Annotated in this window: 16 protein-coding genes; 14 read left to right on the plus strand and 2 right to left on the minus strand. The window is 70.5% G+C overall.

Annotated features, from left to right (window positions below):
- Positions 1-11 precede the first annotated feature (11 nt).
- From FXF51_RS55860 to FXF51_RS55920, 13 genes are all read left to right on the plus strand, one after another.
- Entirely contained in the window at positions 12-911 is a 900-nt protein-coding gene (locus tag FXF51_RS55860) for a carbohydrate ABC transporter permease (protein ID WP_148443026.1), read from the plus strand.
- Complete coding sequence (locus tag FXF51_RS55865; RefSeq protein ID WP_148443027.1) at positions 908-1,795, plus strand: carbohydrate ABC transporter permease; 888 nt, start codon at positions 908-910, stop codon at positions 1,793-1,795. Before FXF51_RS55860 ends, FXF51_RS55865 begins: the two co-directional genes overlap by 4 nt.
- A gap of 6 nt (positions 1,796-1,801) precedes the next feature.
- Entirely contained in the window at positions 1,802-2,800 is a 999-nt protein-coding gene (locus FXF51_RS55870) for a sugar phosphate isomerase/epimerase family protein (protein ID WP_148443028.1), read from the plus strand.
- Positions 2,797-3,684: a transketolase gene (locus tag FXF51_RS55875; RefSeq protein WP_148443029.1), complete on the plus strand. Its 888-nt coding sequence runs from the start codon at positions 2,797-2,799 to the stop codon at positions 3,682-3,684. Before FXF51_RS55870 ends, FXF51_RS55875 begins: the two co-directional genes overlap by 4 nt.
- Positions 3,684-4,637, plus strand: a complete 954-nt coding sequence (locus tag FXF51_RS55880; protein ID WP_148443030.1) for a transketolase family protein — start codon at positions 3,684-3,686, stop codon at positions 4,635-4,637. Before FXF51_RS55875 ends, FXF51_RS55880 begins: the two co-directional genes overlap by 1 nt.
- A complete protein-coding gene (locus tag FXF51_RS55885; protein ID WP_148443031.1) occupies positions 4,630-6,087 on the plus strand; it encodes an FGGY family carbohydrate kinase in 1,458 nt (485 codons plus the stop codon). The genes FXF51_RS55880 and FXF51_RS55885 overlap by 8 nt, the downstream gene beginning before the upstream one ends.
- Positions 6,084-6,707 (plus strand): DUF2291 family protein, encoded by a 624-nt coding sequence (locus FXF51_RS55890; protein ID WP_148443032.1) that lies wholly within the window; start codon positions 6,084-6,086, stop codon positions 6,705-6,707. Before FXF51_RS55885 ends, FXF51_RS55890 begins: the two co-directional genes overlap by 4 nt.
- Positions 6,704-8,224: a sugar ABC transporter ATP-binding protein gene (locus FXF51_RS55895; RefSeq protein ID WP_148443033.1), complete on the plus strand. Its 1,521-nt coding sequence runs from the start codon at positions 6,704-6,706 to the stop codon at positions 8,222-8,224. The genes FXF51_RS55890 and FXF51_RS55895 overlap by 4 nt, the downstream gene beginning before the upstream one ends.
- Positions 8,221-9,312, plus strand: a complete 1,092-nt coding sequence (locus tag FXF51_RS55900) for an ABC transporter permease (RefSeq protein WP_148443034.1) — start codon at positions 8,221-8,223, stop codon at positions 9,310-9,312. The genes FXF51_RS55895 and FXF51_RS55900 overlap by 4 nt, the downstream gene beginning before the upstream one ends.
- Positions 9,313-9,342: 30 nt before the next feature.
- Positions 9,343-10,329 carry a D-ribose ABC transporter substrate-binding protein gene (locus FXF51_RS55905; protein WP_148443035.1) on the plus strand — a complete coding sequence of 329 codons (987 nt, stop codon included), beginning with the start codon at positions 9,343-9,345 and terminating at the stop codon, positions 10,327-10,329.
- A 14-nt stretch (positions 10,330-10,343) separates the two neighbouring features.
- Positions 10,344-11,885 carry a DUF1593 domain-containing protein gene (locus FXF51_RS55910; protein ID WP_148443036.1) on the plus strand — a complete coding sequence of 514 codons (1,542 nt, stop codon included), beginning with the start codon at positions 10,344-10,346 and terminating at the stop codon, positions 11,883-11,885.
- 147 nt (positions 11,886-12,032) lie between these two features.
- On the plus strand, positions 12,033-12,395 hold the full coding sequence (locus FXF51_RS55915) for a hypothetical protein (RefSeq protein WP_222871925.1): 363 nt from the start codon (positions 12,033-12,035) through the stop codon (positions 12,393-12,395).
- Positions 12,396-12,543: 148 nt separating this feature from the next.
- The gene (locus FXF51_RS55920) at positions 12,544-13,230 is read left to right on the plus strand and encodes an NUDIX domain-containing protein (protein WP_148443037.1); all 687 of its coding nucleotides are present in this window, start codon (positions 12,544-12,546) and stop codon (positions 13,228-13,230) included.
- Here FXF51_RS55920 and FXF51_RS61540 read toward each other — a convergent pair.
- Complete coding sequence (locus FXF51_RS61540; RefSeq protein ID WP_187415116.1) at positions 13,224-13,382, minus strand: hypothetical protein; 159 nt, start codon at positions 13,380-13,382, stop codon at positions 13,224-13,226. The two genes, FXF51_RS55920 and FXF51_RS61540, sit on opposite strands and share 7 nt — an antisense overlap.
- 17 nt (positions 13,383-13,399) lie before the next feature.
- Complete coding sequence (locus FXF51_RS55925; RefSeq protein ID WP_148443038.1) at positions 13,400-13,972, minus strand: dihydrofolate reductase family protein; 573 nt, start codon at positions 13,970-13,972, stop codon at positions 13,400-13,402.
- Positions 13,973-14,044: 72 nt separating this feature from the next.
- Between FXF51_RS55925 and FXF51_RS55930 the strand changes: the two genes are divergently transcribed.
- Positions 14,045-14,632 carry a TetR/AcrR family transcriptional regulator gene (locus FXF51_RS55930; protein ID WP_148443039.1) on the plus strand — a complete coding sequence of 196 codons (588 nt, stop codon included), beginning with the start codon at positions 14,045-14,047 and terminating at the stop codon, positions 14,630-14,632.
- Positions 14,633-14,646 lie beyond the last annotated feature (14 nt).

Here is a 14,646-nt window from a genome sequence, read left to right on the forward strand (position 1 = left end):
GGGGACGGCTCATGACAACCCTCGCCCCCCGGCACGTCCGGCAGAACGGCGGATGGCGGCCCTGGCTCTTCGCGCTCCCCGCGCTCGGGGTCTACCTGGTCTTCCTCGTGTACCCGGCCGTGTCATCCCTGTGGTTCAGCTTCACCGACTGGGACGGCCTCAGCCCGGCCTACAACCTGGTCGGGCTGGACAACTACGCGCGCCTGCTCAGCGATCCCGTGGTGCTGACCGCGGGCCGGAACAACCTCCTGTGGTCGGTGGTCACGATCGTCGTGCCGGTGACGCTCGGCCTGGCGCTGGCGCTGCTGCTGAACGGCAAGGTGCGGGGCAAGCCCGTGCTGCGCCTGATCTTCTACGCGCCGGGGGTGCTGCCGCTGGTGTCGATCGCCTCGATCTGGGGGTGGCTCTACAACCCCGAGCACGGCGCCATCAACTCCTTCCTGCAGCTCATCGGCCTGGACGGTCTGGCACAGCCCTGGCTCGGGCAGGACTCCACCGCGCTGTGGGCCGTGATGGTGCCGGCGGTGTGGCTGCGCACGGGCTTCCCGATGCTGCTCTACCTCGCCGCGCTCCAGGGCATCCCCGAGCAGTTGTACGAGGCGGCGAGAGTCGACGGGGCGAGCCGCTGGGCGCAGTTCCGGCACGTGACCATGCCCGGCCTGCGCCCGGCGCACTACATCGTGCTGGCGCTCTCCCTCATCGACTCGTTCAAGGTCTTCGACCTGGTCTACGCCATGACCTACGGCGGGCCCGGCACGGCCACCCAGGTGATGGGGACCTGGATGTACGCCAACGTCTTCCAGTACTACCAGACCGGGTACGGCACGGCCATCGCCGTCGTGATCACCTTGGTGGCGATCGCGGTCGGCATCCCGTACGTCCGGTCCCAGACCAGGGAGCGTGCGGTATGACCTCGATCGCCTCCGCACCGGCGACGCGGACCGTCGCCCCGGCACCGCCACCGGCCGGGAAGAAGACCAAGGGCGGCCTCGCCCTGACCGTCGTGCTGGCCGCGGCGGCCGTCTTCTGGATCTCGCCCCTGGCGCTGCTCGTCGTGACCGCGGTCCGGCCGCTGGCGGACTTCATCGGCAACGGCCCGCTGTCCTGGCCGTCCGCGTTCACCTGGGAGAACTTCGCCGGCGCCTGGGACATCGGCAACTTCGCCACCACCTACGGCAACAGCGCCCTGCTGCTGATCCTCAAGGTGCCGCTCGGCGTGCTGATCTCGGCGATGCTCGGCTTCGCCCTGGCCAAGCTGCGGATGAAGTTCCGCAGGACCGTGATGTTCACGGTCTTCCTCGGGCTGACGATCCCCATCTACATCACGATCGTGCCGGTGTTCATCATGATGAAGACCGCCGGCGCGACCGACAGCGTCCTCGGCCTGATCGGCCCGTATCTCGCCTTCGGCATCCCGTTCGAGGTGCTCGTCCTGCAGTCGTTCTTCCGGCAGCTCCCGGACGAGATCGTCGAGGCGGCCCGGGTGGACGGGGCGGGAGACTGGCGGATCTTCTGGCGGATCGTGCTGCCGCTGTCCGCGCCCGCGCTGGTCACGGTGCTGATCCTGGACGCCGTGGCGACGTGGAACGAGTTCCTGTTCGCCTTGATCCTGCTGAACTCCGACGCGAACAAGACCCTGCCCGTCGGGCTGCTCAACTTCCAGGGCCAGTTCTCCAACAACAACACCGGCCTGGCCGCGGGGATCCTCATCGCGGTCGTGCCCATTCTCATCGCGTACACGCTGTTGCAGCGGTGGATCGTCGCCGGCCTGACCGCCGGCGCCACCAAGGGATAAGGAGTGATGACCATGCCGACCTTCGGCGCTGGTATCTGGCATTTCGCCACCTACAAGGACCGTTACGCCACCGACGGGTACGGCCCGCCGGTCGGGCTGCTGGAGCAGATCGACCGGGCCGGGGCCGTGGGCGAGCTGTCGGTGGTGGACTTGAACTGGCCGTTCGTCGGGTTCGACGGCACCTTGGACGACGTCAAGGCCGCCCTGGCCAAGAACGACCTGAAGGCGATCGCGATCACGCCCGAGATCTACACCCGGGACTTCGTGAAGGGCTCGTTCACCAACCCCGACCCGGCGGTGCGCAAGAAGGCGATCGCGTTGATGCACGACGCCACCGAGGTGGCCCTGGAGCTGGGCTGCTCGTATGTGAAGCTGTGGCCGGGCCAGGACGGCTGGGACTACCCCTTCCAGGTCGACTACCACGACGTCTGGCAGCTCGCCCTCGACGGGCTCAAGGAACTGTGCTCGGCCCACCCCGAGATCAACTACGTGATCGAGTACAAGCCGCGCGAGCCCCGCGTAAAGATCATCTTCCCGAGCGTGGCCCGCACCCTGCTCGGCATCGAGCGCATCGGCCTGCCCAACCTGGGCATCCTGCTGGACTTCGGCCACTCCCTCTACGGCCAGGAAACCCCCGCCGACGCCGCCCAGCTCGCCATCGACCACGGCCGGCTGTTCGCGATCGACGTCAACGACAACATGCGCGGCTGGGACGACGACATGGTGGTCGGCTCGGTGCACCTGGTGGAGACGTTCGAGTTCTTCCACACCCTGCGCAAGAACGACTGGGACGGCGTCTGGCAGCTCGACCAGTTCCCCTTCCGCGAGGACAGCGTGCAGGCCGCCAAGCAGGCCATCCGCTTCCTCAAGGCGATCGACCGCGCCCTGGAGGTGCTGGACGACGAGGCGCTCGCCACCGCGCAGGCCGCGCACGACGCGCTGGCCGCCCAGCGGCTGGTGCAGAACGCGCTGCTGACCTCGATGGCCGGGCTGGAGAACGCATGACGGACCTGGCCGTGCACGAGCACGTCGGCCTGCCCGTCTTCGAGCGCATCGGCCCGCACGCCAGCCGCGCGGAACAGGTCGCGCACCTCTCCGAGGCCGCCCGGCAGATCCGCGTCCAAGACCTCAAACTGGTCTATCACGCGGGGGCGGGGCACATCGGCGGCGACTTCTCCGCCATCGACATCCTGGCCACCCTGTACGGCGCGGTGCTGAACATCAGCCCCGACCGGGTCAACGACCCCGAACGCGACCGGTTCATCCTCAGCAAGGGCCACGTCGCAGGCGCGCTCTACACCACCCTCGCCGCGTTCGGCTTTCTTCCGGTCGCGGAGCTGGCGACCTTCCTGCAACCGCTGTCGGCGCTGAACGGTCACCCCAACCGCACCAAGGTCGCGGCCGTCGAGGCCAACACCGGGCCGCTCGGGCACGGCCTGCCGGTCGCGGTCGGGCACGCGCTGTCGGCCAAGCTGGACGGCTCGCCGCGCCGCACCTACGTGCTGACCGGCGACGGCGAGCTGCAGGAGGGCAGCAACTGGGAGGCGATGATGGCCGCCGCCCAGCACCGGCTCGACCGGCTCACCGTGATCGTCGACCGCAACCGCCTCCAGCAGGGGGCGACGGTCAAGGACACCAACGACCTCGACCCGCTGCCCGGCAAGGCCGCCGCCTTCGGCTTCGCCGTCGCCGAGGTCAACGGGCACGACCACGGCGAGCTGCTCGACGTGCTGTCCGCCGCGCCATCGCCGGGCAAGCCCGCCTTCGTGATCGCCCACACGCACAAGGGACATCCGATCTCGTTCATGAGCGACAACGTCGCCTGGCACCACAAGGTGCCGGACGAGGCCGAATACCACCAGGCGCTGACCGAACTGGAGAAGCGTTGATGCCCACCTCGGTCGCCGACCGACCGCGCTACGACTGCCGCGACGCCTACGTCGCGACCCTGTCCGAGCTGGCCCACGACGACCACCGGATCGTCGGCGTGGTCAACGACTCGGTCGGCTCCAGCAAGCTGGCCGCCTTCCGCGCCTCCTTCCCCGACCGGCTGATCAACGTCGGCATCGCCGAGCAGAACATGGTCGGCGTCGCCGCGGGCCTGGCCAACGGCGGCCGGATCCCGTTCGTGTCGGCCGCGTCCTGTTTCCTGACCGCCCGCGCGCTGGAGCAGATCAAGGCCGACGTCGCCTACTCCAACCACAACGTCAAGCTGTGCGGCATGAGCCCCGGCCTGGCCTACGGCGAACTCGGCCCCACCCACCACTCCATCGAGGACATCGCCTGGCTGCGGGCGATCGACAACCTGACCGTCATCGTCCCGGCCGACCCGGTCGAGACCAGCGCCGCGCTGCGCTGGGCCGCACAGTTCGAGGGGCCGGTGTTCGTCCGGGTCAGCCGGATGAGCGTGCCCCAGGTCAACGCGGACGACTACACCTTCACTCCGGGAAAGGCGGTGACGCTGCGCGACGGCGGCGACGTGACCCTGATCGCCAACGGCACCGTGCTGTGGCGGGCGCTGGTCGCCGCCGAACAGCTCGAAGCCGAAGGCATCTCGGCGCGAGTGTTGTCGATGCCGACCGTCAAGCCGCTCGACACCGGCGCGGTCGTGGCGGCGGCGCGGGAGACCGCCGGGATCGTCACCGTGGAGGAGTCGACCATCGCCGGCGGCCTCGGAGGCGCCGTCGCCGAGACCGTCGTCCAGCACCACCCCGCCAAGGTCGCCATCCTCGGCATCCCCGAGTTCGCCCCCACCGGATCGGCCGCGTTCCTGCTCGACCGCTACGGCATGTCCCCCGAGGCCATCGCCGCCTCCGCACGGAACCTGCTACGCCATGGCTGACCCGCTCATCCTGGCCATCGACCAGGGCACCAGCTCCACCAAAGCCCTCCTGGTGGACGAGGCGGGCCACGTCGTCTCCCGCGCGTCCGCGCCGCTCGGCGAGACCCAGCCCCGGCCCGGCTGGGTGGAGCAGGACCCGGAAGAGCTATGGCGGAGCGTGCGCCGGGCCGTCGCCGCCTGCGTCACCCCCGCCCTCGCCGGCCGGGTCATCGGCATCGGCGTCAGCAACCAGCGCGAGTCGCTCGTCCTGTGGGATCGCCGAACCGGCGAGCCGCTCGGGCCGCTGCTGAGCTGGCAGGACCAGCGCACCGCCGCCCACTGCCGCGAGCTGGCCTGCGATGCCGAGCTGGTCCGCTCGGTCAGCGGGCTGCCGCTCGATCCGATGTTCTCCGCGCTCAAGGCCCGCTGGCTGCTCGACACCTATGACCCGGACCGCCGCCGGGCGGGCGAGCTGTGCCTGGGCACCGTCGACTCCTGGCTGCTCAGCCGCTTCGGCGGCGAGCACCTCATCGAGGTCGGCAACGCCTCCCGCACCCAGCTCCTCGACATCGAGACCGCGCGATGGGACCCCCGGCTGCTGGAGCTGTTCGGGGTTCCCGCCGGGGTGCTGCCCCGGGTCGTCTCCTCGTGCGGGCCGTTCCCCGCCGCCCGCGACCTGCCGCCGCTGCCCGACGGGGTGCCGGTGCTGGCCGTCATGGGCGACTCGCACGCCGCGATGTTCGCCCACGCCGGCTGGCGGCCCGGCGTCGTCAAGGCCACCTACGGCACCGGCTCCTCGGTGATGGCCATCGGCGACGGCCCATCCGGAGACCTGTGCCGCAGCATCGCCTGGGATCTCGGCGACGGCCCCGTTCCCGCGGTGGAGGGCAACATCCGCGCGACCGGCCGCGCGATCACCTGGCTGGCCGAGCTGCTGGACGTGCCCGCCGAGACCCTGCTGGCCGAGGCCGGGAACGCCGACCCCGCCGGGGTGCACTTCGTGCCCGCGTTCGGCGGCCTGGGCGCCCCCTGGTGGGAGCCGGACGCCACGCCCGTCGTCGCCGGCCTGTCGCTGGCCACCCGGCGCGCCCAGCTCGTCGCCGCCGCGCTGGAGGCCGTCGCCTTCCAGGTGGAGGACGTGGTGGCCGCGATCGACGAGGCTGCGGGGCAGGTCCGCGTCCTCATGGCCGACGGCGGGCTCACCCGCAGCGACCGGCTCATGCGGCTGCAGGCCGACCTCAGCGGGCGCGCCGTCGCCCGCTCGGGCGAGCACGACCTGTCGGCGCTCGGCGCGGCCGACGCCGCCGGGCTGGCCGCCAAGTTGTGGACGGCCGAGGAGCTGGAGCGCAGGGCCCGCCCGGCCGACACCTTCGAGCCCGGGCTCGACCCGGCGGAGCGTCAGGCCAGGAAGGACGCCTGGCACGAGGCCGTCCGCAGGGCCAGGCCCACCGACGAAGGGAGCGTCACATGAGCGTGCGGGTGCCGGCCCGCTGGATCATCGCCGCGGCCGTCGCCGTGCTGGTCGTCCTCATGGCGGCCGACACCGAGTACCGGACGGTGGAGACGGCGGCCGCCGCGGCGCCGAAGAAGTTCGACCCCGCCGCGTTCGGCGCGCAGAACTACCAGGCCAAGGTGGTGCCCGCCGTCCAGGCCGCCGCCGTGGACCTGCCGGTCCTGCTCAAGGCGCTGGCCGACGACAAGGAGGCCGCCGGGCAGAAGTACGGCAAGCGCCAGGGCACCGGCCCCTACACCTTCGCCGTCAAGGCAACCGGCACGGCAGGCGAGGCGAAGTCCGGGCTGCTGCCGGTCACCGTCGAGGGCCTGCCGGACGACACCAGGGTGTCGCTGCAGATCGGCCCCGCCATCAACGGCACCGCGCTGCGCGACGCCGCCGGATACATCACGTTCGGCCAGTTCACCAACCAGGTCGAGTACGCCGACGCGGCCACCGCGCTGAACGACGAGATGCGCGCCAAGCTCCTCGACGGCCTGGACACGGCCGCCCTGGACGGTGAGACGATCTCGTTCGTCGGAGCGTTCACGCTGCTCACCCCGCAGACCGTGACGATCACGCCGGTAGAGATCTCATGACGACGCTGACGGCCCGTGAGGTCACCAAAATCTACGGCGGCACCCAGGCGCTCAAGGGCGTGGACTTCGCCGTCGCGCCCGGCCGGGTCACCGCCCTGTTCGGCGAGAACGGCGCGGGCAAGTCCACGCTCATGAAGATCCTCGCGGGGATCGAGCAGCCCACCACCGGCCACGTCGAGCTGGACGGCCGGCCGGTGCGGCTGCACTCCTCTCGGCACGCCGCCGACCAGGGCATCGCCATCATCCACCAGGAGCTGAGCCTGTGCCCGAATCTCAGCATCACCGACAACCTGTTCCTCGCCCGCGAGCTGCGCACGCCGTACGGCGCGGTGGACCGGCGCGCACAGCGGGAGCGCACCTCCGGCGTCCTGCGCACGCTGGAGGAGGAGCTCGACCCCGACACGCCGGTGGCCGACCTGCGGCTCGGCCAGCAGCAGATCGTGGAGATCGCGCGCGCCCTGCTCCAGGACGCCCGCGTGCTGATCATGGACGAGCCGACGTCGGCGCTGACCGCGCCCGAGGTCGAGGTGCTGTTCAAGGTCATCCGCGACCTCACGGCCCGCGGCGTCGCGATCGTCTACATCTCCCACCATCTGGACGAGGCGCTCGACATCGCCGACGACGTCGTGGTGCTGCGCGACGGCACGCTGGTGGCCACGGCGCGGGCGGCCGAGGTGGACCTGCGGTGGATCGTCGAGCAGATGGTCGGCCGCGACCAGGCCACCCTGTTCCCCGACCGCGAGACGCGGGCCGGCGAGCCGGTGCTCGAACTGCGCGACCTGGTCGTGGCCGACCCCGCCAACCCCGACAGGCTCGCCGTCAACGGCGTGAGCCTGACCCTGCGCGCCGGGGAGATCGTCGGCGTCTACGGGCTCATGGGGTCCGGGCGTACCGAATTGCTCGAAGCGCTCGCCGGGCGCATCCCGCCCGCGTCCGGCGAGATCGTCCTGGCGGGCGAGCGCCTGACACGGACGGGCATCCGCGACCGCATCGAGCGCGGCCTGGTGCTCGTGCCGGAGGACCGGCAGCGCGACGGGCTCGTGCAGACCATGACCGTCGGCGAGAACCTGTCGCTGGCCGGGCTCTACCAGTACGTGCGGCGGCTGTTCGTCTCCGCGGCGCGCGAGGGCGAGGCCGTGCGGCGCGTCATGGCCGACGTCACCGTCAAGACCAGCGGCGCCAAGGCGCCCATCGGCTCGCTCAGCGGCGGCAACCAGCAGAAGGTCGTCATCGGCAAGGCGCTGCTGACCGGGCCGCGCGTGCTGCTGCTGGACGAGCCGTCGCGCGGCGTGGACGTCGGCGCCAAGGCCGACATCTTCCAGCTCATGGCCGAGCAGGCGGGCCGCGAGCTGGCCGTGCTGTTCACCACCTCCGAGGCGGAGGAGGCCCTGCACATCCCCGACCGGCTGCTCGTGCTCGCCCGCGGGGCCGTCGTCGGCGACTACCGGCGCGGAGAGATCGATCGGGAGGAACTCATGCGCGTATCCGACGGCACGAACGGAGGTGCCGTCCGATGACCTCGACGGCGTCCGAGCCGGCGACCGCGCGGCCGGACAGGGCGGCGGCCACGGCCCGCCGGATGTCCCTGCTCAACGTGGTCTTCGAGCTGCGCGCCTTCATCGCGCTCGCCGTGCTCATCGTGGTGTTCAGCGTGCTGTCCGACGCGTTCCTGACCGTGCCGAACCTGATCACGATGACCAAGCACGTCGCGATCAACGCGGTGATCGCGCTCGGCATGCTGCTGGTCATCCTCAAGGGCGGCATCGACCTGTCGGTCGGCTCGATCGTCGGCCTGTCCGGCGTGGTCGCCGGTGAGCTGCTGGGCGGCCTGCACGTGGGCGGCGTGATCGCCTACCCGCCGGTGTGGGTGGTGATCGTGCTGTGCGTGACGGTCGGCATGGCGGTCGGCGCGGTCAACGGCGTGCTGGTCACCCGCTTCAACGTGGCGCCGTTCATCGCCACCCTGGGCATGCTGTACGTGGCGCGCGGCGCGGCCCTGCTCATCTCCGACGGCGCCACCTACCCCAACCTGGCCGGCCACCCCGCACTCGGCAACACCGGGTTCGGCCTGCTCGGCAGCGGCCGGCCGCTCGGCCTGCCCACCTCCATCTGGATCATGATCGCGCTGGCCGTGGCGGTCACGCTGCTGCTGGCCAAGTCGCCGTTCGGCCGCTGGCTGTACGCCACCGGCGGCAACGAGCGGGCCGCCGACCTGTCCGGCGTGCCGGTCCGCCGGGTCAAGACCGTCGTGTACGTGATCTCCGGCGCGTGCGCGGCCGTGGCCGGGCTCATCATCGCCTCGGAGCTGACCTCGGCCGCCCCGCAGGCAGGCGAGACCTACGAGCTCAACGCGATCGCCGCCGTCGTGATCGGCGGCGCGGCGCTCAGCGGCGGCCGGGGAACCGTGCGCGGCACCCTGGTCGGCGCGTTCGTCATCGGCTTCCTCGCCGACGGCCTGGTGATCCTGGGCGTGTCGACGTTCTGGCAGATCCTCATCAAGGGCGCGGTCATCATCCTCGCCGTGCTGCTCGACCAGGGCCAGCAGAGATTCAAGCGCCGTGGAGCCGCCGCGGCCGCGGTCGCCGCCACCAGACACCACGACTAGACAGCACCACCCCCCGAAGGAGAACCACCCATGCGCCGTGTCCTCACCACAGCCCTGTCCCTGACGATCGCCTGCACCACACTGGCCGCCTGCGGCGGCGGCGGCGAGCAGCCCGCCACCAGCGCCTCGGCCGGCGGCGGCAGCGCCGCCGCCGGCGGGCTGATCGCCATCATCACCCCCTCGCACGACAACCCGTTCTTCAAGGCCGAGGCCGACGCGGCCAAGGCCCAGGCAGAGAAGCTCGGCTACCAGACGTCGGTCGCCTCCCACGACGACGACCCGAACAAGCAGAGCGAGCTGATCGACGCCGCCATCTCCCGCCAGGCCAAGGCGATCATCCTGGACAACGCCGGCGCCGACGCCTCCATCGGCCCGGTCCGCAAGGCCACCGAGGGCGGCGTGCCCGTCTTCCTGATCGACCGGGAGATCAACGCCACCGGCATCGCCAAGGCGCAGATCGTCTCCAACAACTCCCAGGGCGCGCAGGCCGCCGCGCAGTCGTTCGTGGAGGCGATGAAGAGCAAGGGCAACTACGTCGAGCTGGTCGGCAAGGAGTCCGACACCAACGCCAGCGTCCGCTCCAAGGGGTTCGCCGACGTCATCTCGCAGTACCCGGACCTGAAGCAGGTCGCCAAGGAGAGCGCCAACTGGGACCAGCAGGAGGCGTTCACCAAGATGGAGACCATCATCCAGAAGAACCGCGACATCCAGGGCGTCATCGCCGGCAACGACACCATGGCGCTGGGCGCTGTCGCCGCGCTGAAGGCCGCGAACCTGCTGGACAAGGTGACGGTGGTCGGCTTCGACGGCAGCCCCGACGCGATCGCCGCCGTCAAGGCGGGCGAGATGCACGCCACCGCGCTGCAGCCCGCCGCGCTCGGCGCCACCAGCGCCGTGGACCAGGCCGACCAGTTCATCAAGACCGGCAAGACCGGCAAGGAGGAGAAGCAGTCCATCGACTGCGAGCTCGTCACCAAGGACAACGCCGACGAGTTCGGCGTGTTCGCCCGCAAGTAGAGCGGAGCAACCCCATGAGAGACACCGCGACGTTACTGAGCCGCCTGCTGATCTGCGCGCTGACCGTCGTCGTCACCGTCGCCGCGGCGCCGCCTGCGGTGGCCGGCGACACCCGTCACGGAGACGGGCAGCGCAAGCCCCGCGTCATCCTCATGCACGATCCCGAGCTGGACGACCAGAACACCCTCATCCGCTACCTGCTCTACAGCAACGAGTTCGACACCGAAGCGCTCGTCTACACCAGCAGCGGCGTGCACTGGGCGGGCGACGGCAAGGGCACCACCTGGTTCGTCCCCGGCCGCGAGTACGACCGGATCGGCCGCGACATCTGCCCGTGCACCTCCTGGCGGTGGAAGCCCGGCGAACGCTTCATCCACGAGGCCGTCGACCTGTACGCGCAGGCGTACCCGAACCTGCGGGCGCACGCCAGGGGATACCCGAGCCCCGGCGAGCTGAAGTCGAAGATCCTCAACGGCAACATCGAGTTCGACGGCGACATCTCCAAGGACTCCCCCGGCTCCGACCTCGTCAGGCGCAAACTCCTCGACGACGAGCCCGGCCCCCTGTACCTGCTCACCGGGGCGGGCCAGAGCACCATCGCCCGTGCTCTGAAGTCCATCAAGGACCAGTACGAGAACACCCCGGACTGGCCGGCCATCCAGCGGAAGGTGTCACAGAAGGCGATCATCCAGTCGTGGGGCGACCAGGACGACACCTACGCCAAGTACATCGGGCCCGACTGGCCGGACATCGAGTTCCGTCAGATGGCCACCACCATCTGGGGCTACGGCGCCCGCCGGGCCGTCCTGCCCGAGGACGCCGAGCTGCTGTCCGCCGCCTGGACCAAGACCAACGTGTCGGACGCCGGCCCGTTCGGGCCGTTCTACCGGGTGTGGGGCGACGGCAAACAGATGGCGCCCGGCGACATCTTCGACTTCTTCGGCTTCACCGGCCTGACCGCCGAACAGCTCCAGGAGATGGGCTACATCGTGTGGACGTCCCTGCAGGAGAAGGGGTCGTGGATCTCAGAAGGCGACACCTCGATCTTCATGAACCTCCTGGACAACGGCCTGCGCGCGGGCACCGACGCGACCTGGGGCGGCTGGGGCGGCCGCGCGGGGACGGACCTCGCCCCCGACGGCGCCGCGTCCACCAGCTACCCGTCCACCCGCTGGTTCCGCGCCGCCCAGCACGACTTCGCCGCCCGGCTGAAGTGGACCACCACCCCGCGGTACGACGCGGTCAACCACGCGCCGGACGTCAGCGTCTCCGGACGGCTCGACCGCGACGTCCGGCCCGGCCGGCTGGTGACGCTCAACGGGCGTGTCACCGACCCGGATCGGGACGCCGTCACCGCGACGTGGTGGCAGTACACCGACGCCGGCACCTACCCGGGCGCCGTCGAACTGACCCAGAGCAGGCCCGCCCAGGTGCGGCTGTATGTCCCCCGCGACGCGGAGCCCGGCCAGACCATCCACCTCGTCCTGCGCGGCACGGACGACGGCACCCCGTCCCTCACCTCCTACCAGCGTGTGGTCCTGACCGTGCGACGCTGACCCCGCCGGAGCCGTGGGCGGTGGCCGCGGCACGGCCGGGCCGTGTCTCGTGGCCGGCCTGGACCGCCCCGGCGTCCTCAGGTGGCTTCGACAAGGTGCACGTTTCTCCTTGTTCTTTCCGATTGTTTCCGATTATAGTGGCGCATCGTGATGATTCTGATAGCAGGCCCCTACCGTTCCGGCACGGGCGACGACCCGGCACTGATGGCACGCAACCTGGCCCGGCTGGAGGAGGCCGCCTGGCCGATCTTCCGTAGCGGCCACGTCCCGATGATCGGCGAATGGGTGGCGCTGCCCGTGCTGCGCGGCGCGGGCGGCACCGGGCCGGCCGATCCGGTCGCCGAGCAGATCATGTACCCCACCGCTGAGCGCCTGCTGCGGCACTGCGACGCGGTCCTGCGGCTGCCCGGTGAGTCGAGCGGCGCCGATGAGGACGTGCGGATCGCCGTCGAGCGCGGCCTGCCCGTCTACCACCGCGTCGAGGACATCCCCGGATATCAGGCCGCCTGACCACCCCAGCGACGCCGGGCCTCGCGTGTCGCGGCCGCCCGAGGGCGTTCACGATCGCGGACCGGCGAAGAGGAAGATCTTTCATGATTCCCCACCACACCGTGCACGACCCCGGCGTCGACGACGCCCGTCCGGAGCTGGTCCTGTCATGACCGCGGGCATCGACGTTCCCGATCGGCGCGGCCGTACCGGATTGGACCGGGCCGGCCTGGACCTGGCGGGGAACCCGCGCGTACAGGTACGGGAGGTGCGGCTGCTGGCGTGTCACTGGTCGGTGCTGCGCACGACGACCTTCGACTACCAGCACGCCGACGGCTGCTGGAGCACCCAGCAGCGGGAGACCTACGACCGCGGCAACGGCGCCACCGTACTGCTCTACGACACCCGCCGCACGACCATCCTGCTGACCCGCCAGTTCCGCTACCCGGCCTACGTCAACGGCCACCCGGACGGCATGCTGCTGGAGACGGCGGCCGGGCTGCTCGACGACGAGACCCCGCAGGACGCCGTCCGGCGGGAGGCCGCCGAGGAGACCGGGCACGTCATCGGACCGGTACGGCACGTCTTCGACGTCTACATGAGCCCCGGCTCGGTCACCGAGCGCGTGCACTTCTACGCCGCCCCCTACAGCGCCGGCACCCGTGCCGGCACCGGCGGCGGAGTGGCCGCGGAGGACGAGGACATCGAGGTCGTCGAGCTGCCCTTCGACACCGCCCTGGCCATGGTCCGCAGCGGCGAGATCGTCGACGCGAAGACGATCATGCTGCTGCAGTGGGCAGCCCTGGACGGCCCTTTCCGTCACCGTCGCTCGCGCGCTCGGAGCCGTGCTCAGTAACCGCCGCGGCGCGGGGCGGCGGTAGGACGGCGGGAGAGGTTGGTTCGGGCGGTGGGCTTGAGGGTGCGTACCGGGTGATCGTGGCGGTGCGACGATCGGGACCGGTCGTCCGTCTTGGGCTGGTTGAGGGTGGCCGGAAGTTTGATGTGCATGTTCGCTCCTTGTGGCGCTAAGCCCTGGTGAGCCAGGTGACCTGGGCGCCGTTGTCGAAGGACTCGCGCCGGGTGGGGGTGAACAGGGTGGGGCTGAAGTGGCCGGAGAACATGGGGATGCCCGCCCCCGCCACCACGGGGTAGCCCTTGAGGATGATCTCGTCGATCTCCGGGAGCAGGGAGCCGGCGAGCTTGCCGCCGCCGCACAGGTAGATGTCCATGCCGGTGTCCTCGGCCTTCAGCCGCCGGACGAGCTCGATCGGGTCGCCCGTCTCGACCTGCACGGTGGGGTCGTCGATCTTCAGGGTGCTGGAGACGGCATACTGGCGCAGGTGGGAGTACGGGCTGGTGGTGGGGACGTCCAGCGCCGGCTCGTACGTGCCGCGGCCCATCACCAGCGTGTCGAAGACCTGGTTGGGCGCGTCTTCGAGGCCGACGAGCTTGCGGATGTGGGTGGGGAGGGTCTCCGGATAGCGGCTGTTGATCCAGGCGGCCATCTGGTCGGACAACGGGTAGAAGTCGAACTCGGCCTTGGGCCCGGCGATGTAGCCGTCGAGGGACACGCCGATGTAGTAGACGAGCTTTCGCATGCTAAGCAACTCCTGCTGTAGTACTATGAGTGAAGTGCTTCGAAACTAGTACTACGGCTGGAGTGGTGTCAAGTGCGGAAAAATCCCGAGCGGCGGCAGGCTCTGATCGACGCGGCCATCGAGGTGCTGGCCAGGGAAGGGGCGCGGGGGCTGACCTTCCGGGCCGTCGACACGGAGGCGGCCGTTCCTCCGGGCACGGCGTCCAACTACTTCGCCAACCGCGACGACCTGTTCACCCAGGTCGGCGGGCGCATCTACGAGCGGCTGCTGCCGGACGAGGCCGCCATGACCCGCAGCCGGGAGGGCGTGCAGGACGAAGCCCGCTACGCCGAGCTCATGCACGAGCTGGTGGCCCGCATCTCCGCCTTCAACTCCGGCTACCTGGCCCTGCTGGAGCTACGACTGGAGTCCACCCGGCGCCCTGAGCTGCGCGCCGTGCTGACCAAGCGCATCCGCGAGGACATCGACGCCAACATCGGCTTTCACGCGGCTTCAGGCCTGCCCGGCGACTCGACCTCGGTGGTGCTGCTCTACCTCACCCTCAACTGGCTGATCGTCGAACGGCTGACGCTGCCCGACATCTTCACCGAGCAGGAGGTCCACGAGCTGGTGGAGGCCGCTGTGCGGAGGTCGCTGCGTGACGGGGTCACGGGAGGATGAGCACCTTACCGAGG

The organism is Nonomuraea sp. PA05, assembly GCF_008086045.1.
Classification (GTDB): Bacteria; Actinomycetota; Actinomycetes; order Streptosporangiales; family Streptosporangiaceae; genus Nonomuraea; species Nonomuraea monospora.